The 17519-nt window shown below is 35.7% G+C and carries 20 protein-coding genes; 12 read left to right on the top strand and 8 right to left on the bottom strand.

All coding sequences use genetic code 11. From position 1 onward, the window contains the following. Position 1: 1 nt before the first annotated feature. From rpsG to LC418_RS04235, 3 genes are all read right to left on the bottom strand, one after another. Positions 2-478 (bottom strand): 30S ribosomal protein S7, encoded by a 477-nt coding sequence (rpsG, locus tag LC418_RS04245; RefSeq protein WP_007839548.1) that lies wholly within the window; start codon positions 476-478, stop codon positions 2-4. A 23-nt stretch (positions 479-501) separates the two neighbouring features. Then, positions 502-915 (bottom strand): 30S ribosomal protein S12, encoded by a 414-nt coding sequence (rpsL, locus tag LC418_RS04240; RefSeq protein WP_002983146.1) that lies wholly within the window; start codon positions 913-915, stop codon positions 502-504. Between the two features lie 109 nt (positions 916-1024). Further along, positions 1025-2617, bottom strand: coding sequence for a hypothetical protein (locus LC418_RS04235; protein WP_223558226.1), 1593 nt, complete (start codon positions 2615-2617; stop codon positions 1025-1027). A gap of 103 nt (positions 2618-2720) precedes the next feature. Here LC418_RS04235 and LC418_RS04230 point away from each other — a divergent pair, with 103 nt between their 5' ends. The 9 genes from LC418_RS04230 (at position 2721) to LC418_RS04190 (ending at position 10357) form a co-directional block, all read left to right on the top strand. After that, positions 2721-3197 (top strand): Dps family protein, encoded by a 477-nt coding sequence (locus LC418_RS04230; protein WP_111957050.1) that lies wholly within the window; start codon positions 2721-2723, stop codon positions 3195-3197. Positions 3198-3287: 90 nt separating this feature from the next. Then, complete coding sequence (gene pncB / locus LC418_RS04225) at positions 3288-4466, top strand: nicotinate phosphoribosyltransferase (protein ID WP_223558225.1); 1179 nt, start codon at positions 3288-3290, stop codon at positions 4464-4466. Positions 4467-4527: 61 nt separating this feature from the next. Then, a complete protein-coding gene (locus tag LC418_RS04220; protein WP_223558224.1) occupies positions 4528-4998 on the top strand; it encodes a YciI family protein in 471 nt (156 codons plus the stop codon). Positions 4999-5126: 128 nt separating this feature from the next. Further along, a complete protein-coding gene (locus LC418_RS04215; RefSeq protein WP_223558223.1) occupies positions 5127-5363 on the top strand; it encodes a hypothetical protein in 237 nt (78 codons plus the stop codon). 80 nt (positions 5364-5443) lie between these two features. Then, positions 5444-6121: a hypothetical protein gene (locus LC418_RS04210; RefSeq protein WP_223558222.1), complete on the top strand. Its 678-nt coding sequence runs from the start codon at positions 5444-5446 to the stop codon at positions 6119-6121. 77 nt (positions 6122-6198) lie between these two features. Continuing rightward, the gene (locus tag LC418_RS04205) at positions 6199-7701 is read left to right on the top strand and encodes a DNA recombination protein RmuC (protein WP_420837276.1); all 1503 of its coding nucleotides are present in this window, start codon (positions 6199-6201) and stop codon (positions 7699-7701) included. Positions 7702-7841: 140 nt separating this feature from the next. Beyond that, positions 7842-8687 carry a LytR/AlgR family response regulator transcription factor gene (locus tag LC418_RS04200; protein ID WP_223558220.1) on the top strand — a complete coding sequence of 282 codons (846 nt, stop codon included), beginning with the start codon at positions 7842-7844 and terminating at the stop codon, positions 8685-8687. Positions 8688-8777: 90 nt separating this feature from the next. Then, positions 8778-9563 carry a CPBP family intramembrane glutamic endopeptidase gene (locus tag LC418_RS04195; RefSeq protein WP_223558219.1) on the top strand — a complete coding sequence of 262 codons (786 nt, stop codon included), beginning with the start codon at positions 8778-8780 and terminating at the stop codon, positions 9561-9563. 26 nt (positions 9564-9589) lie between these two features. Further along, a complete protein-coding gene (locus tag LC418_RS04190; protein ID WP_111957034.1) occupies positions 9590-10357 on the top strand; it encodes a TrmH family RNA methyltransferase in 768 nt (255 codons plus the stop codon). Between the two features lie 137 nt (positions 10358-10494). Here the strand turns inward: LC418_RS04190 and LC418_RS04185 are convergent, their stop codons facing one another. Next, a complete protein-coding gene (locus tag LC418_RS04185) occupies positions 10495-10836 on the bottom strand; it encodes a hypothetical protein (protein ID WP_111957032.1) in 342 nt (113 codons plus the stop codon). A gap of 181 nt (positions 10837-11017) precedes the next feature. On the opposite strand from LC418_RS04185, the gene LC418_RS04180 reads away from it, so the two are divergent. Together LC418_RS04180 and LC418_RS04175 are read left to right on the top strand one after the other, a co-directional pair. Continuing rightward, a complete protein-coding gene (locus LC418_RS04180) occupies positions 11018-12199 on the top strand; it encodes a hypothetical protein (RefSeq protein WP_223558218.1) in 1182 nt (393 codons plus the stop codon). Beyond that, positions 12183-12764, top strand: coding sequence for a hypothetical protein (locus LC418_RS04175; RefSeq protein WP_223558217.1), 582 nt, complete (start codon positions 12183-12185; stop codon positions 12762-12764). The genes LC418_RS04180 and LC418_RS04175 overlap by 17 nt, the downstream gene beginning before the upstream one ends. On the opposite strand, the gene LC418_RS04170 is transcribed toward LC418_RS04175, so the two are convergent. Beyond that, a complete protein-coding gene (locus LC418_RS04170) occupies positions 12713-13288 on the bottom strand; it encodes a 5-formyltetrahydrofolate cyclo-ligase (protein ID WP_223558216.1) in 576 nt (191 codons plus the stop codon). The two genes, LC418_RS04175 and LC418_RS04170, sit on opposite strands and share 52 nt — an antisense overlap. Positions 13289-13309: 21 nt before the next feature. Beyond that, entirely contained in the window at positions 13310-14662 is a 1353-nt protein-coding gene (trhO, locus tag LC418_RS04165; RefSeq protein WP_223558215.1) for an oxygen-dependent tRNA uridine(34) hydroxylase TrhO, read from the bottom strand. Positions 14663-15032: 370 nt separating this feature from the next. On the opposite strand from trhO, the gene LC418_RS04160 reads away from it, so the two are divergent. Further along, positions 15033-16559: a trypsin-like peptidase domain-containing protein gene (locus tag LC418_RS04160; protein ID WP_111957022.1), complete on the top strand. Its 1527-nt coding sequence runs from the start codon at positions 15033-15035 to the stop codon at positions 16557-16559. A 61-nt stretch (positions 16560-16620) separates the two neighbouring features. Here LC418_RS04160 and LC418_RS04155 read toward each other — a convergent pair whose 3' ends face one another. Both LC418_RS04155 and LC418_RS04150 read right to left on the bottom strand, forming a co-directional pair. Then, complete coding sequence (locus LC418_RS04155; protein WP_111957020.1) at positions 16621-17076, bottom strand: hypothetical protein; 456 nt, start codon at positions 17074-17076, stop codon at positions 16621-16623. Beyond that, the gene (locus LC418_RS04150) at positions 17076-17456 is read right to left on the bottom strand and encodes a RidA family protein (protein WP_062700765.1); all 381 of its coding nucleotides are present in this window, start codon (positions 17454-17456) and stop codon (positions 17076-17078) included. The genes LC418_RS04155 and LC418_RS04150 overlap by 1 nt, the downstream gene beginning before the upstream one ends. Between the last annotated feature and the right edge of the window lie 63 nt (positions 17457-17519).

The following is a 17519-nucleotide window of genomic DNA, read 5'->3' as shown; positions in this document are numbered from 1 at the left end:
ATTAGAATTTAAAGTGTGAGAAAGCCTTGTTAGCTTCCGCCATTTTGTGAGTATCAGATTTCTTTTTGTAAGCAGCACCTTCTTCTCTGGAAGCAGCTACTACTTCATTAGCTAATTTCAAAGCCATAGACTTATCATTTCTAGCTTTTGAATATTTGATTAACCATTTCATTGCCATAGAAATTTTTCTATCAGCTCTGATTGGCATAGGGATTTGGAAGTTAGCTCCACCTACTCTTCTAGAACGTACTTCTACGTGAGGCATTACATTAGTAAGTGCATCTTTCCAGATTTCAAGTGCAGTTTTTTCGTTATCTCCTTTTTTAGTTTCTACGATATCTAATGCATCATAGAAAATTTTGAATGCGATTGACTTTTTACCGTCAAGCATCAGGTTGTTTACGAATCTAGTTACCAATTGATCATTAAACTTCGGATCTGGTAACAACGGTCTTTTTTTCGCTTTTGTCTTTCTCATTGCTTCTGTACCTTATTTAATGATTATTTTTTCTTTCCTTTTGCTGGTGCAGCAGCTGCCTGACCTGGCTTAGGTCTCTTAGCTCCATACTTCGATCTTCTCTGTGTTCTTCCATTTACACCTGCAGTGTCTAATGCACCTCTTACGATGTGGTAACGTACTCCCGGTAGGTCTTTCACCCTTCCGCCTCTTACCAATACTATCGAGTGCTCTTGAAGATTATGTCCTTCGCCCGGGATGTAGGCGTTGACTTCTTTCCCGTTAGAAAGTCTTACCCTTGCAACTTTTCTAAGTGCAGAGTTAGGTTTCTTAGGAGTGGTAGTATATACTCTCGTACATACACCTCGTCTTTGTGGACAAGAATCAAGGGCAGCCGATTTGCTCTTCTTGGCAAGCGTGGCTCTTCCTTTTCTTACTAATTGTTGAATAGTAGGCATTTAATTGCTTTTTATTTTAGGGTGCAAAAATAGGAATATTTTTTTAATTAACAAACACTTAGGTGTAAATAACATTTCTTACTAAAAATTAATTAACAGCTAGTTACGCTTAATCCATCAATATGACCGTTACATTTTTATCCCAGTTAAAATTCCTGATATTTTGTTGTAGCAGCTGAAAATTATCTCTATTAATAGAATATATAGATACCTCCAGCCTGGCAACAGTTACCTTATTTTTAATCTTCAGAACGGCTGCTTTTTCCCAATTTCCCGGGATATGTCCCTGAAACCATCCATCATATACTACTGCTATATCATATTTGTTTTTCAGACAGTAACGGGTAAGAAAATCTTCAAACTTATGATCAAAAGTTTTTCTGTTTTCATTAAAAACAATTGTCTCTTCAGAACCTAAACCGATAATATCCAACAAATGAATATCGGTATAGTAGCTAATAGCCCCAATATCATTGGCCACTACTTTAGAGTTATTATAATAAGTATGTAAAAATCTCGCAGACTGTATCTGCTGTTCATAAATATTTTTCCCTCCATTATCAATTACCTGATGAGCGATCCAGCCTTTATAAATTAAAAGGAGAATATTCATGGCAATCAGTATGCTGATAAGAATTTCTGTTCTGCAATACTTTTTAAAATCCAAGAAAAGATCTTTAACCTTTGGAATAAGCGCCATTGAAAATCCCACAAGAAGATAAGCTTCATAGCGAAAGAGTCCTTTAAAATCTGCAAACATGGAATGACAGATCGTCGTTAAAGAAAATATAATAAGAAAAAAATTATTCTCAACAGCCTCCCGGAACGTTTTACTTTTTAAATCTCTACCTATAAAGATGGTACATAATAAAAGAGGAAACAGACCTATTTTATAAAAGCTGATATTCAATAAAAAATTATCAAGCACAATAGCTTTAAGCTGAATCAGGAAATGTGAATCGAAACTCAGTTTTGTTCCTTTTACCACCACAGAATTGGGAAAGAAGTAGCCAGACTGCTGATTATTAAAATAACAAAAAATAACAATCGGGATAAAGCCAGCCAGCAGCACTCCAACAGCGTCCTTCCATTTTTTAAGTAAGATCAGAACAAAAGCCATTACGGTAAAATAAAACATACTTTCAAAGCGCGTTAGCCCCATCAATAGAATGGTACCATAAAACCCAATAAGTGCCCACTTATTTTTATCCCGGCGGAAAAAACAAAAGATATTTACTACAAAAAGAAATACCTGAAAGACGTGCTCCATCCCCGCAAGCAATTGTAAATGAAGAACAGCAAAAAATAACGTGAAGATTACCGCTAAAAATGTCTTTTTTATATCATTAAAAATATCTCCATAATATTGGGTAAGAAAATAAACAATCCCAACACTGAAAACAGCATTAAAATACAGCGGAATCTGATCATCATTCCCAACTATTTTAATTAGAACACTGATGATAAATGTAAATAATGGCGAGGAAGAGGCGGAAGAAAACTTATATTCTGTAATTCCCCAGACATTGTGGAGCGCAAAATTTTTCGCCACTGCTAAATGAATATAGGCATCATCCAAAAGATAAATATAATGACCTCCTGTTTTTGAAACCGAGTTTATATAGTATGATAAACACACCGTAAAAAAAACAGCAAACAATATAAAAAAATTTCTTAGTCCTATATTTCGGAATGACTGCATTTTTAAGATCAATTATAAAAATATCAAAGATAAGTATCATCAATCGTAAACCTGTGTTTTCGGCATAATATTTTCTAAATTTGTTAGCATAAAAAGTAAACATATGAAAAATGCAAGCATTATCGGTCTGAAAGAAGCTGACTGTAAGAATATTTCAGAAAAATTAAATATCCTTTTAGCCAATTATTCAATATTTTATCAAAACACAAGAGGTTCACACTGGAATATCAAAGGAGATCAGTTTTTTACCCTCCATCCTAAGTTTGAGGAGCTGTACAACAGCCTTGTATTGAAGATCGATGAGATCGCAGAACGAATCCTTACACTAGGTGCCACCCCAGCCCACAACTACTCAGACTATTTAAAAGTAGCCACCATTAAAGAAAGTAAGGAAGTAACGGATGCCCATAAAAGTGTTGAGCTTATTTTGAATTCTTTCAAAGTAGTAATCGATCTGCAGAGAGAGCTTCTGGACATTACAGATGCCGCAGGAGATGAAGGAACCAATTCTCAGATGAGCGACTACATTACTGAACAGGAAAAAGAAGTATGGATGTACAATTCCTATTTAGGGAAGTAACCTGCAAAAATCAACTGATTAAAAAAATCGTCTTACATTTAGGCGATTTTTATTTTAAATAACTATATTTGCGTTAAAATTACACATATTATGCACGACGTTCGATTAAACTCTATTCTGGATAACGATTTCTATAAAATAACGATGCAAAATGCAGTGGTAAAATTATTTCCAAGCTCCATTGTAAAATATGAATTCATCAACAGAGGAAAGCATCAGTTTCCGGAAGGTTTTGATGTTGCCTTAAAAGAAGCAGTCAATAAAATGGCAGAATTAAAGCTGACCAAGGAGGAAAAAAAATTCATGGCAAGAACCTGTCCATATATAGATCTCCCTTATCTGGATTTCTTAGAAGGTTATCATTATGATCCGTCTGAAGTAAAAATACGCCAGGAAGGCAGTGAGCTTTCCGTAACCGTTGAAGGACTTTGGTACAGAACCATTCTTTGGGAAGTTCCTCTTCTTGCTTTAATCAGCGAGCTTCATTATGAAATGAATCATATGGAAAGAGATTCCAATGAGATCGTTATGAACAGAACACTGGAAAAAGCAGATTCACTGGCGAGATTAGGGGTAAATTTCGCAGAATTCGGAACCAGAAGAAGACATTCTTATAAGGTACAGAATCTGGTAATGGAAGCTTTAACGCATAGTAAAGAATCAACTTTTATTGGAAGTTCCAATGTTCATTTTGCCATGAAATACGGTGTGAAACCAATTGGTACCCATGCGCACGAATGGTTTATGTTCCATGCCGCTGAATATGGATTCAAAATGGCCAATGAAATGGCCCTTGAACATTGGGTGGATGTTTACAGAGGCGATCTTGGAGTCGCACTTTCAGATACCTATACTACCGATGTTTTCTTCCAGCAGTTCGATAAGAAATTTGCCAAACTGTTTGACGGCGTACGTCATGACAGCGGTGACCCATTGGAATTTGCAGATAAAACAATAGCCCACTATATCAATAACGGGATCAATCCTCTATTTAAATACATTATCTTCTCGGATGCTTTGAACCTGGAAAAAGTAGAAGAAATCACTAATTACTGCAGAGGAAAGATAGGCGTATCGTTCGGGATCGGGACCAACCTTACCAATGACGTCGGGTTAAAACCAATGAATATCGTCATGAAACTGATCGGAGTACAGGCACCGAATAAGGAATGGATTGCTACAGTAAAACTTTCCGATGAGCATGGTAAATATACCGGCGATCCTAAAATGATTGAGCTTGCTAAAGAATTTTTAAGAATAAAAGATTAAATTTAGATATCAGATGATGGACATCAGATTTCAGATATTTTACTTATAATTAAGCATTACTATGAAATTAAAAATTTATTTATCCCTCACTCTTTTAGTGGCAGCTTTATCTTTTGCCCAGGAAAAGAAAACAGAAAAACCAAAATTCAACCAGGAATTGGCCACATCTCTCGGTGCTGATAAATACGGAATGAAACCCTACACAATCGTAATGCTCACTACCGGCACTACAAAAGTTGATGATAAAGCCAAGATGGGAGAACTGATGAAAGGCCATATGGCAAACATCGGAAAGCTGGCTGACGAAGGAAAAATTGTGGTGGCCGGACCTTTCCTTGAACAAAACAAAGAAAACTATCGCGGTATGTTTATTTTCAATACAAAATCCAAAGAAGAAGCCGAGCAATGGGTAAAAACTGATCCTGCAGTACAAGCCGGGGTCTTCGGCTATGAAATCTTCCCCTGGTACGGATCTGCCGCATTGCCTTTGTATTTAAAACATCACGGAGAAATATCTAAAGAGAATCCATAGAAAACATTTTTCCTTAAACATCTATCTAAAATAAATCATTATGTAACTTCATAGTGATTTATTTTTTCACTATCTTAGAGGTTCATTTTCAGATTAATACAAATTAAAACCATCAAAAAATTAATTCCATGAAAAAAATGAACGTATCAAAACTTTCGAGAATAGAACTGAAAGAAGTATTCGGCGGAAATTTATATCCGGCACAATGCCCGGGAGGATGCCCTGGTGAAGCCATGATCAGATGTCCTGACGGCACCACCACTATGACTAATTATATATGTATGGGTGGAAGATGCGAAGTAGCCGCAATGTGTAAACCATTGGTTCTTGAACCTTTTCCAGATCCGATTACCATCACTCCATAATCTGATCAACAAATATAAAGTGAGTCTTCCGGCTCACTTTTTTATCATATTTAATAAGCAGAAACATTCTATCTCTCAAAATGAAAAGAAACCTTAGCATCTTGTTTTTATTTTATCTAAGTATTTTTTGTACAGCTCAAAATAAAAAACACCCTGAAATCATTAATTCAGGATATAAGGGAAAAATACGTTCACTTACAATCAAAATATACAGCGATTCCATAAAAGATAAACCTGCTGATTCCTTAATCTCTGTGAAAACCCGTTATTATAATGAAGATGGAAATGCTACAAAAGAATCATATCAAAGCAATAAAGACCGGCAAATTACCGAGTATGAGTTTAAAAACGGTTTAAAAACAGGGTATTCTTTAAGCAGAGATGGAGAAGTCAGGCTCAGAGCAAAAATTACTCATCAAAAGGGCGGATATCTCATCGACCTGTATGACTTACAGAACAGGCTGGTATCAAAAGATAAATATAGGTATAATGAACTTTTAAGAATAAAAAGCAACGAACGCATGATTTATGACAATCAGAGCGGTCAACTTAAAAGCCATTCATTTGTCGATTATTATTACAATGAAGAAGGATTTATTTCAGGGTATGATGTAAAAGATCTATTGACTGCCCAAACCATTGCTTACAGATTTCAGACATCTCATAAAGACAAGCACAAAAATCCCGATAAATTAATCTTATTAAAAAATAATCTGCCTTTCCAGATTCATATGATAGATATTGAATATTATAAATAATAACTACCACCCCATTCTACAAAATTTTAACGGTTTCCCGTAAAAGAAATCAATTTTTCTTTTTGTAATTTTGAAACATGGAGATGACCTATTTACTTATTGGATTTATTACCGGCGGAATTCTGGGAGCCGTTATTTTATATTTTGTTTTAAAATCGTCTACGGTTTCAAGAAATTCTTATGATGAACTGAATAATCTGCATATCAAAAATAATTCAGACCTGGAAAATCTTAATCTGAAAGTCCAGGAGCTAAGCCAAAATATCAACAAAGAAAAGGAGCAGAACCAGCAGCAGACCGACCTGTTGAATGATCTAAAAAATGAATACGCAAAAATTTCTGCAGAACACGCTTCTTTAAATGCACAATTTTCAGAGCAGAAGCAGCTTAATGCAAAGCAGACCTCGCAAATAGAAACTCTTATCTCGGAGAAGCAGCATATTTTTGCTAAAAATTCTGAACTCTCTGCTAAAAATGACAGCCTACAACAGTCTCTTGATAACCAAAAGGAAGAAATCACCAAGATTCAGGAAGAATCCAAACTTCAGTTTGAAAATCTGGCCAACAAAATTTTAGAGGAAAAGACGGAAAAGTTCACAACTTTAAATCAAAATAATTTAAAAAACATTCTTGAACCTTTCCAGGAAAAGATCACCGACCTTAAAAACAGGGTAAATGAAGCCTATGAAAAGGAAAATAAGGAACGTTTCTCTCTGGCAGAAAAAGTAAAAGAGCTTGCTGAGCTGAATCAGCAGATTTCAGAAGACGCGAAAAAGCTGACAAGAGCTTTAAAAGGGGAAAGCAAAACCCAAGGGAACTGGGGAGAAATGATCCTTGAAAGTATTCTTGAAAAATCCGGGCTTGTAAAAGGAAGGGAATATTTCCTTGAGCATGAGCTTCGCGATGAAGACAATAAAGCGCTGTTTTCCGAATTTTCCGGTAAAAAAATGCGTCCTGATGCTGTCATAAAATATCCGGATGAAAGAAATGTAATCATAGATTCTAAAGTTTCCCTGACAGCCTTTACAGAATTGGTGGATGAGAATGACCAGGATATTTATGCAATGAAGCTTAACCAGCATTTGGGGTCTATCAAAAATCACATCCTTCAGCTGAGCCAGAAGGCCTATGATGATTATGGAAAGTCCTTGGATTTCGTCATGATGTTCATTCCCAGTGAACCAGCTTATATTGCCGCTATGCAGGCAGACCAGAACCTTTGGAACTTTGCTTATGAAAGAAGAATCCTTCTGCTGAACCCGAGCAACCTGATTACTTCATTAAAGCTTATTGCAGATCTATGGAAACGTGAGTACCAGAACAGAAACTCAATGGAAATCGCTGATCGTGGAGCAAAACTGTATGATAAATTCGTTGGGTTTGTCGAAAACCTTGAGAAAGTCGGGAAAAATCTTGATCAGGCTAAAAATGTATACAACGATGCTTACAAGCAGCTGTCTACAGGAAATGACAACCTGGTCATCCAGACGCAGAAACTGAAATCTTTAGGAATCAAGAATAAGAAAGACCTGCCTCAAAGCCTTATTGACAACGGTAACTTTCTGGAAACGGAAAACTAATGACTTGAAAAGAATCATATCATTTTAATCATCAGCGTTGTTATTTTTGCGATATCCCTGGTACTGCCCGCAGTTTCCCAAAAAAGGCGTGAATGCCAATTGCTAAGTAATTTTAAAAATTAAATTCCAAAGATTATTATATGTTTTCCTTTGCAGCATATTCTTATCCAAAATCTGAATCTTATAAGGAGATCCTGCTTTCATCAATTACTGCCGGCCTTTTAATCTATATATTCCTGATTGTTTTTCAGCCTTTTGGAACGGAAAACTTCCGGCATCAGTATAAATATCTGTTGCTTTTCCCTTACTCCATTATATTTGGATCAGCTTTTTTTGCTGCAGAACTTAGTATTATTCGTTTCAGAGACTGGAACATCGGCTCCGAATTGCTGAAGATGGCAGGTATTCTTCTTTCAGCCTCTATCCTATCTTATTTTTACAATACTTTGTTCATAAGTCATGTTACGCTGAGCTTTAGCAACTACCTCTATATGTTTCTGTATTGTCTGGCCCTGGGAATCCCAATTTCAACTATTTATATATTGTCGAGGTATATCTATTTAAAAACAATCCACGAAAAAACTGCAGAAGAGGTTTCCCAGCAGCTTGCAGGTCATGATAATTCAATCGTTACCACACTCAATAAAGTATTGAATATATCTGCAAATAATACGGATTTGCAGATTCATGAAGAGAACTTCATCTGTGCACAGTCTATGGAAAACTACTGTTCAATCTATTTTTTGGAAAATGGGCAGGTAAAAAAACTTGTAGTCAGAATAAGCCTCTCAAACCTTTTGAATCAGATTCAGACAGATTCTATAAAAAGATGTCACCGCTCCTATATTGTTAATTTAAATCAGGTCAAAAGTCTTAAAGGAAATGCCCAGGGCTACAGACTTTTTCTTTCTGATGATTTTGAGATCCCCGTTTCAAGAAGCTTTATTTCGTTGATTATTCCAAAATTAAGACCTTTAAAAGTCTGATATTTGCTGTCCGTCACATTCTTTTGTCATTCATCACTTTCATTTGACCAGCCTTACTGTAATCTTCATTTTTGTTCAAAATTATAAGCAATGAACAAAACTATTTCCTTCTTCTTCTTTTTTATTCTGGGGTTTTCTGTCTACTATTTCGTTGATCTTTTTTATTTTAAAAGTATTCAAATTTTCGTCAAAGAATTATCCGGAAGCAAAGCTGTTGCCCATGTTGCAGCATACTGTATCACAATGCTCCCACTTATCATTACTTTAAAAATCATATTCCCGGAGAAGAATATTACCACCCTTTTTTCAATCAACAAACCCATTCTAAAAGGTTTTTCCATAGCTTTTATGGGCACACTTCCCATGCTAGCCGGCTATTTTATCTATTTTAAGCTGGTACAAAGTATTAGTTTTCAATCCCTATTCATTAACAGCATTTCATCCCCTTTTTTTGAAGAACTTATTTTCAGAGCATTTCTTATAGGGATTCTATACAGATTTACCAGGCTGGGATTTATTACTTCTGCTTTATTCGGATCATTATTGTTTGCCCATGTGCATTTATACCAGGGCAGCAGCTTCACAGAGTTTACTGAAATATTTCTCATTACCTTTTTAGGTTCAGTCTTCTTTTCATGGGTTTATTTTGAAACTGATTTTAATCTTTGGACAGCAATTTTTCTTCATCTTTTCATGAATCTCTACTGGGAAATATTTAGTGTTTCAGAAAATGTTTCAGGCAATATGTATGGAAATTTATTTAAAATTTTATCTATTTTGCTCATCATAACCCTGGTTATCTACAATAAACGCAGGAATAAAATACCATTTCAAATTACTGGAAAAAACCTTTTCATTAAAACCAGGCAGACGTAATCACAAATTTTACATAATTTTGTAGCATGTTGATAGAAAGTTTTCAAAACGATAAAATAAAAAACATCACCAAGCTTCTGGCTGATAACAGGTTTCGTAAAAAATCAAAAGTTTTTGTGGTTGAAGGACAGCAGGAAAATGAAAGAGCTTTGCAGTATGATTTCGAACCTGTCGAGTTTTTTATCTGTGAAAATATCTTTAAAGGAAAACTTCCGGAAGGCAGAATCCATTATGTAAGTGAAAAGGTATATGAAAAAATAGCGTATAGGGGGAGCTCTGAAGGAATTATCGGAATTTATAAAACTAAAGAAAATCTCCTTTCATCATTTATTCCCAAAGAAAATTCTACCATCATCATTGTAGAAGGTGTAGAAAAACCCGGTAACCTTGGCGCAATCCTGAGAAGCTGCGAGGCTTTCGGAGTTGATGCTCTAATTGTTGCAGATGGAAAAGCTGACTTCTATAATCCTAATGTGATACGCTCAAGTGTGGGATGTCTCTTCGGAATGGAAGTGTATGATGCTGAAAATGAAGAAACCTTTGAATTCTTACAGAAAAACAATTTCAATATTTATACTACTCTTATGGATGAGACCGCTGAAGATCTTTATAAAAGAGATTTCAAACAGCGTTCTGCTGTTTTATTTGGAACGGAACATTCCGGATTAAGTGATTTCTGGGTTGGAAAAGGAAAAAATACGCTGATTCCGATGGCAGGAAGTATTGACTCTTTGAACCTGAGCAATGCAGTAGCCATTACCTGTTATGAGTCGTTGAGACAAAAGAAGGGGTAAGAATCTGGACTTTAGTATTTAGCCCGATGAGATTGCTTCGCCTTCGGCTCGCAATGACAGAGAGGTTAAGGTATAAAACATAAAAAAACCGTCTCACAGGGTGAAACGGTTCTTTTATTGTTAAGCTTATGCTAGAATTATTTCTTAGCAGCGTCTTTAACTTCTTTAGCAGCATCTTTTGCAGCACCTTTAGCAGCATCAGCAGCACCTTTAGCAGCGTCAGCAGCAGCTTCAGTTGTAGCTTTAGCAGCATCAGCACCAGCAGCAGTTGTAGCAGCAGCAGCATCTTTAGTAGCATCAACAGCAACGTTAGCAGCTGAATCAATTACTTTAGCAGCAGAATCAGTAACTACAGCAGCAGAATCAGCTACGTTAGCAGCAGCAGAATCAGTTGCTCCTTCAGTAGAAGTAGCTTCAGTTTTTTTACAAGCAACTAGAGAGATTGCAGCGATAGCAGCTACGAATAACGACTTTTTCATAATAAATTAAATTTAATTTTGTTAATATTGTTTTTTATAAATTTCTTCTGTTCTGTTATTTGAACAAGACAAAGGTAGACCAGATACAAAAGTTGTTTATGAAAAATAATTGTAATACCTTTGTAAAATAGTTTTACAAAAAAACAATACTGATAATCAACAATTTAATTATTTAATAAAATTGACAGATTTAGATCTATTACATTTTGAACAGCTAAAAAAAGATGTTCAGACTGAATTTTTAAAAGAATCCAACTCTTCCCATGATGATATTTCAAAATGGAAAGGGATAGATATTATATATTTCCAGGAAGACCTTCGCAAAAAAGCTAAAGGCAACATCAGTGAAAAATCATTTTACACTTATTTCAAAACTTCTCCGGTCACTAAATTACCAAGAATCGATATGCTCAATTTATTGAGTATTTATGCAGGATACGACTCATGGTATGACTTCAAGAAACAACATCTTTTTGCAGGAGAATTACTGCAGGAAAATGAAGAGCTTGAACAGGAAGAAATCATAGAATTAGAAAAAACAGTTTCTTCGGCTCCTGAATTACCAAAAACTGAAATTCAGCCTCAAAAAATAGAATACCAGCCTCAGGAAAATATTGATTTACAAAAATCAAATACTGAAAATCAATCAGTTAAACAAAATACACCAACAGTTACCCAAACAGAAATACAACCTTCTGCAGCAAGAAAAAATTTGCTTAAAAAAAATGCCTGGGCTATCGTTACTTCAATTTTAATTGCCATTACCGGAGTTTTAGGATTTAAAGATCAAATATTTTCGAAAACTTACAAATACTGTTTTATTGATAAAGACCGTGGTGTTTCTGTCATCAATACTCTTGAAATAAAGATAATCAAAACAAATGAATCTCCGCTTCTCTATAAATTAAAGCCTGGAGAATGCTTTTATTATTCTACTAAGGATAAAAACATCAAAATGCAGATCAGCGCTCCTTTCTATGAATATCTGGAAGTCAACAGGAATCTGGAAAATGCTCCGGATGAGGAAATGATTGAACTGAAACCGGATGATTACAAGATGGCTGCCTATTACTTCTCCATTAAAGATGTAAAAGGAGGTAATCCTGAAGAACAGGTAGCCCTGATCAAACAGAAAAGAAATCAACTGGAAAACCTGATCAGCAACAGTGCGGTTATCTATCAGGTATACGACAATAAAACGTATGGTATAGAAAGGCTTGACAAGCAAAAATACATTACGCTGGTAACAACGCCTACTACCTCTCTGAAAAACCTTAATGTTATAGAGATGAAAAAGGACAGTAAAGGAAAAATAATATCTATTAAATTTAAAATCGCATCCACAGATGAAGAAAATAAATAAGCTTTTAATTTTCGCAGTACTTTTTTTAGCATTTATTTCCTGTAATAATAAAAAGACGGAAGTAAGTGATCTGGATAAATTAAGAAACAGCACCAACGTAAAAAGCTATCCTGCCGTACAAATGGACAGCATGCAGGCGATTAATTCCATCACCAAGCAGAAAGTACAGGAACTTCTTGATCTTTCTACATTATACCTGTCTGGAAATAGGAATACAGAGATTGACACGGTGATCTATTCACAGATGGAAAGCTATTTTCATAAACCCGATTCTACTACATTCAAAAAACTGTTTCACGAGCTGGACAGCCTTAAAGTAAAATCGGTGAAAGTAAATAATCTGAATGTTTACAAAGAATTCTATAAAAAGGATACTTTAGATTATGCGAAATTCAATCTGGAATATTTTGATTCAAAAAATAAATCCCTGGGAACTTTTGAGAAAAATGCTCAATATATTTTGCTTTCTACCCCAATGATCAAAAAAGAATTCAAATTTTATTTCTTAGATTTTTACTCAGATCCGTTAAAGAAAGACAGTACATCAGTAGGTGTCACCAAATAGTCCAGCGGAATATCATTTTCCCAGACATCATCGATATTTTCATCGGGGTTAAAATAATTAACTCCGATTTTTTTTGTTTCAGAAGGAATCATTTCAAAAAAAGCATCGTAAAATCCTTTTCCGTAGCCTACTCTGTTTCCTTTTCTATCGCAATACAGCAATGGCGTAATCACCCAGTTAAAATCTAATAAGCCGGAATCTCCATTAGAAACAGGCTCAGAAATATCCCAATTATTCGTTTCGAATTTTGTATCCTTAAAAATCTCTACGGATATTAATTTCGCATCGACAATTTTAGGCACAAAAACTCTGATATTCCGGCTTAAAAAATAGTTAATGAATAGTTGAGTATCTATTTCCTTAAACTTTTCGATCGGAATGAAAATGTGGACTTTCTGACCTGAAACTGGTTTAAAAAAATCAACAAAGTTTTCAAAAATCTTTTCAGATAACAAGAAAGCCTCATCAGTTGACAAGGCTTTTCTTTTCTGCATATATTTTTTTCTAAGTTCTGCTTTTAACATCTTTATCAGGCGTTTTAAAACTTAAAGAATTTTATATATTTTATCTGATAAACGAACTCTGAAAGGAAGTTCAAAAGTGATCTGATCTCCTTTTTTTGCCGTTTCACAAGGACCTCCGTTTGCAAAAAGTTCAGTAATGGTCAATTCCTGCTCACCAGTGGTCGGGCCTGAAATTAATACCTTATCACCTACTGAAAGTTCTTTGTTTTCAATTAAAAACTGTCCGATTTTCGATTTTGTATAATAATGTTCTGTCTTTCCAACCAATACTTTCTTGATGGCAATTTTTTGACGGATATTCTTTGTTTCAGCTTTTGCTAAAGGCTTATCAGGAAGGTCACCTGATTTTTTAAATTTCAGTGCATCAGATTTTCCTTTTCTGAAAACTTTATTTCCTACCTGTAATCCCTTTCTTAATTTCAACTGCTCTTCCAAAGGCAAATGTATGATTTCCAAACATTCTGTAGAGCAGCAGTTTTCCATCACAGCTTTACATTCATCACATTGAATAAATAATAAATGGCAGGCATCGTTAGCACAGTTCGTATGATTGTCACAAGGCTTTCCACACTGGTGGCACTGCGCAATAATATCATCTGTAATCCTTTCCCCTAACCGGTGGTCAAATACAAAGTTCTTTCCAATAAATTTACTTTTTATCCCTTCTTCTTTAATCTGTCGGGTATATTCAATGATTCCGCCTTCTAATTGGAAAACATTTTTAAAACCCTGATGCTTGAAGTAAGCGCTGGCTTTTTCACAACGAATTCCACCTGTACAGTACATTAACAGGTTTTTATCTTCTTTAAAATCCTGTAACTGCTCGTTGATAATCGGTAAACTTTCTCTGAAATTTTCCACATCAGGAGTAATAGCCCCTTCAAAGTGACCTACTTCACTTTCATAGTGATTTCTAAAATCAACAACAATTGTATTCGGATCTTCAAGCAAGTTATTAAATTCCTGAGCCTTTAAATGAATTCCTTTATTGGTAACATCAAAAGTATCATCGTTCAAACCATCTGCAACAATTTTATGTCTGACTTTTATGGTCAGTTTTAAAAAAGAATAATCATCCTGCTCAACCGCTACATTTAAACGGATTCCTTTCATAAAGTCATAAGCCTCCAGCGTATTGCGAAAAGCCTCAAATTGATCCGCGGGAACACTCATCTGAGCATTAATACCTTCATGGGCAACATAGATACGGCCAAGAGCATCAAGGGCATTCCAGGCTATAAATAATTCGTCGCGAAATTTTTTGGGATCTTCAATTTTGGCATACGCATAGAAAGACAACGTAAGGCGTTCCTTACCAGCTTCATCAATAAGTTGAGCTCTTTCTTCTGCGCTTAAGGTGTTATACAGTTGCATGCTATAAACGTTTTAAGTGAGAAAAATATTTTTGCAAATATAATCATTTTTCATTTGAATAGGATGTACATGTGAGCAGTAATAAAGAGTCTGAGAATGGCTATGAATGATTTTGGATTAATTGTTGTACCTTAAAAACATAATTTATTTCCTTCCGGCCTGCAAAATGTGACATTTTTTCTTTAATAATTTTTTAAGTTTAGTTAATACACCTTTTAAAATTATGACATAATGTATAAAATGATATAATAGCAGTTAAATTTTAGTTAAAATTGAAACATAGCATGTTAATTGCTTACTTATTTAGCATTAAATTTGTTTGCGAGAAAACAAGAAATAACAATCAATAAATAAAAAAGAAAGATATACAATGAAGAGTACTTTAAAAAAACTATTACCATTTGCAGTAGTGGGAATTGTCTCAGGAGCTACTACCGTTGGGACACTACAATACTTCGGTCAGCATTCCAATAACGGTGACCAGTCTTACTTCACAGCAGCAGCCCCTAATGCCTCATTTGTAGGAATGAATACCGGAGCTGTAGGCGATGATTTTGTAAAGGCTTCAAAAACTACAGTTCCGGCTGTTGTTACCATCAAAAATTACCAGAGCAGATCAACGAGCAGAGCTTCAGAGCAGGACCTGTTTGATTTCTTCTTCGGAGATCCTTTCGGAGGAAGAGGACAACAGAGACAGAAGCAGCAGGCTCCGGACAATATGCCATCAGGAATGGGATCCGGTGTAATCATTTCACCGGACGGATATATCATCTCCAACAATCACGTTGTTGCGGGAGCCAATAAACTGGAAGTGGTCTTAAGCAACAAAAAGTCTTACATCGCTACCCTTGTGGGAACTGATCCAAACACGGATATTTCTTTACTTAAGATTGAAGAGAAAGGACTTCCTTATTTAAATTTTGCCAATTCAGACAATATTGAGGTTGGACAATGGGTACTTGCAGTAGGAAATCCACTGGGATTGAACTCTACTGTTACAGCAGGTATTGTCTCTGCTAAAGGCAGGGGAATTGGTATCCTGGGAGGCCAGGGCAAAGCTACCAATCCTATTGAAAGCTTTATCCAGACTGACGCAGCGATTAACCCTGGTAACTCAGGAGGAGCCCTTGTTAACGTCAATGGTGATCTAATCGGGATCAATTCTGCAATCCAGTCTACTACAGGATATTACCAGGGTTACGGATTTGCTGTTCCGGCTAATTTAGCAAGAAAAATTGTTGAAGATATCAAGAAATTCGGAATCGTACAGAGAGGATTCTTAGGAGTTTCATCATTAGACCTTTCTAATGACCAGCAGGTAGCTGCTTACAACCAGCAGTATAAAACAAACATCAAAGCAGGTTCAGGAGTTTATGTAACCGGATTCGGGGATAACAGCGGTGCTGAAGATGCAGGTCTGAAAAAAGGAGATATCATTACTAAAATAGACACTTATGATATTACGGACTTCGCCGACCTTTCCATGTCTATCGGAAGTAAGCGTCCGGGTGATAAGGTTCAGGTAACTTATCTGAGAAACGGTAAGCCAAACACAACTACGGTGACCCTTAAAGACCAGAAAGGAGGAACAACCACCCGTACTAAAGATGATTTAAGCGTAACGGAAAAAATAGGAGCAGATTTTGATCCTCTTAATGAAAAGTTTAAAACAGAATATGGGCTGAACAGCGGAGTCGTTGCTAAAAATGTAAGCGAAGGAAGTGAGATGGCTAAAATCGGAATCGTGGACAACTATATCATTATAGAGATCAACGGTAAGCCTGTCAATTCACAGAAAGATGTAGAAAAGATCCTGGATAAATACCAGGGCAATGTACAGGTGAAATTCGTGGATGACTACGGAAGAATCTATACCAAAGGATTCAAGATGCCTTAATCAATACAGACAATAGTCTTTCATATCAACAAAAAAACGCTGCAGATTTGCAGCGTTTTTTTTATTTGGTTTTGTTCATTTTATCAGCGATCTTCTTTTTCTTATTCCGTTCATAAATAATCTCTACAATCTTTCCTCCAATCCACGAAAACGGGAAAAACGTAAGGAAAATAGAGATTTTATAAAATGTAGGATGGTATGGAAATACAATAACATCCAGCATGGCTATGAACAGCATAATAAAACCGATAAGAATAGCATACGCTACCTTAGCATACTTTACAATAAGTGCAGTAGCCACTCCTCCTATCGTTGTTCCCAGCCCTGAAATAAACAGCAGAAATCCGAAAAATGCATTATCGCCTCTCATGCTGTAAAGAAATCTCTGCCAGTGCTCAAAGGGAGCAAAAGCTTCGAAAGTGATCCATTGCGGAAAAACCCTTATACCAAGAGTAATAATCAGCCCGGCTATTCCAAGGCCTACAAGAACCGCAATTGTATTTCTTATAAAATTCATTAATCCTGATGTGCGATCATAGAAATTTCAATATCAACATTCTTAGGCAGGCAGGAAACCTGTACCGTTTCACGGGCCGGATAGCTGTCTGCATCAAGATATGAAGCATAAATATCGTTCATTACTGCAAAATCGTCCATACTTTTAAGGAATATGGTAGCTTTCACTACGTTTTTAAACGTCATTCCCGCTTCAGTAAGAATAGCCTCAAGGTTTTTCATCACCTGGTGCGTTTCCTTTTCAATTCCCTCTACCAGTTTACCAGTTGCAGGATCTACAGGGATCTGTCCGGAAATGTATAAAACTCCGTTGGCCATATTAGCTTGTGAGTAAGGCCCGATTGCTGCAGGTGCATTAACTGTGTTGATTATTTGTTTCATATGTGGATATTTATTTTTTCAAAGGTCAGCATATAATTACCATCATCTGCATTCGTTTGTTAA

Source organism: Chryseobacterium lathyri (assembly GCF_019970085.1).
Lineage (GTDB): Bacteria > Bacteroidota > Bacteroidia > Flavobacteriales > Weeksellaceae > Chryseobacterium > Chryseobacterium lathyri.
The sequence above is the reverse complement of the archived record's forward strand: the minus strand, read 5'-3'. Positions and strand labels throughout refer to the sequence as shown.

Coding starts and splice junctions, on each gene's coding strand:
- rpsG (WP_007839548.1), bottom strand. CDS start 478: ATGAGAAAGACAAAAGCGAAAAAAAGACCGTTGTTACCAGATCCGAAG.
- rpsL (WP_002983146.1), bottom strand. CDS start 915: ATGCCTACTATTCAACAATTAGTAAGAAAAGGAAGAGCCACGCTTGCC.
- LC418_RS04235 (WP_223558226.1), bottom strand. CDS start 2,617: ATGCAGTCATTCCGAAATATAGGACTAAGAAATTTTTTTATATTGTTT.
- LC418_RS04230 (WP_111957050.1), top strand. CDS start 2,721: ATGAAAAATGCAAGCATTATCGGTCTGAAAGAAGCTGACTGTAAGAAT.
- pncB (WP_223558225.1), top strand. CDS start 3,288: ATGCACGACGTTCGATTAAACTCTATTCTGGATAACGATTTCTATAAA.
- LC418_RS04220 (WP_223558224.1), top strand. CDS start 4,528: ATGAAATTAAAAATTTATTTATCCCTCACTCTTTTAGTGGCAGCTTTA.
- LC418_RS04215 (WP_223558223.1), top strand. CDS start 5,127: ATGAAAAAAATGAACGTATCAAAACTTTCGAGAATAGAACTGAAAGAA.
- LC418_RS04210 (WP_223558222.1), top strand. CDS start 5,444: ATGAAAAGAAACCTTAGCATCTTGTTTTTATTTTATCTAAGTATTTTT.
- LC418_RS04205 (WP_420837276.1), top strand. CDS start 6,199: ATGGAGATGACCTATTTACTTATTGGATTTATTACCGGCGGAATTCTG.
- LC418_RS04200 (WP_223558220.1), top strand. CDS start 7,842: ATGTTTTCCTTTGCAGCATATTCTTATCCAAAATCTGAATCTTATAAG.
- LC418_RS04195 (WP_223558219.1), top strand. CDS start 8,778: ATGAACAAAACTATTTCCTTCTTCTTCTTTTTTATTCTGGGGTTTTCT.
- LC418_RS04190 (WP_111957034.1), top strand. CDS start 9,590: ATGTTGATAGAAAGTTTTCAAAACGATAAAATAAAAAACATCACCAAG.
- LC418_RS04185 (WP_111957032.1), bottom strand. CDS start 10,836: ATGAAAAAGTCGTTATTCGTAGCTGCTATCGCTGCAATCTCTCTAGTT.
- LC418_RS04175 (WP_223558217.1), top strand. CDS start 12,183: ATGAAGAAAATAAATAAGCTTTTAATTTTCGCAGTACTTTTTTTAGCA.
- LC418_RS04170 (WP_223558216.1), bottom strand. CDS start 13,288: ATGTTAAAAGCAGAACTTAGAAAAAAATATATGCAGAAAAGAAAAGCC.
- trhO (WP_223558215.1), bottom strand. CDS start 14,662: ATGCAACTGTATAACACCTTAAGCGCAGAAGAAAGAGCTCAACTTATT.
- LC418_RS04160 (WP_111957022.1), top strand. CDS start 15,033: ATGAAGAGTACTTTAAAAAAACTATTACCATTTGCAGTAGTGGGAATT.
- LC418_RS04155 (WP_111957020.1), bottom strand. CDS start 17,076: ATGAATTTTATAAGAAATACAATTGCGGTTCTTGTAGGCCTTGGAATA.
- LC418_RS04150 (WP_062700765.1), bottom strand. CDS start 17,456: ATGAAACAAATAATCAACACAGTTAATGCACCTGCAGCAATCGGGCCT.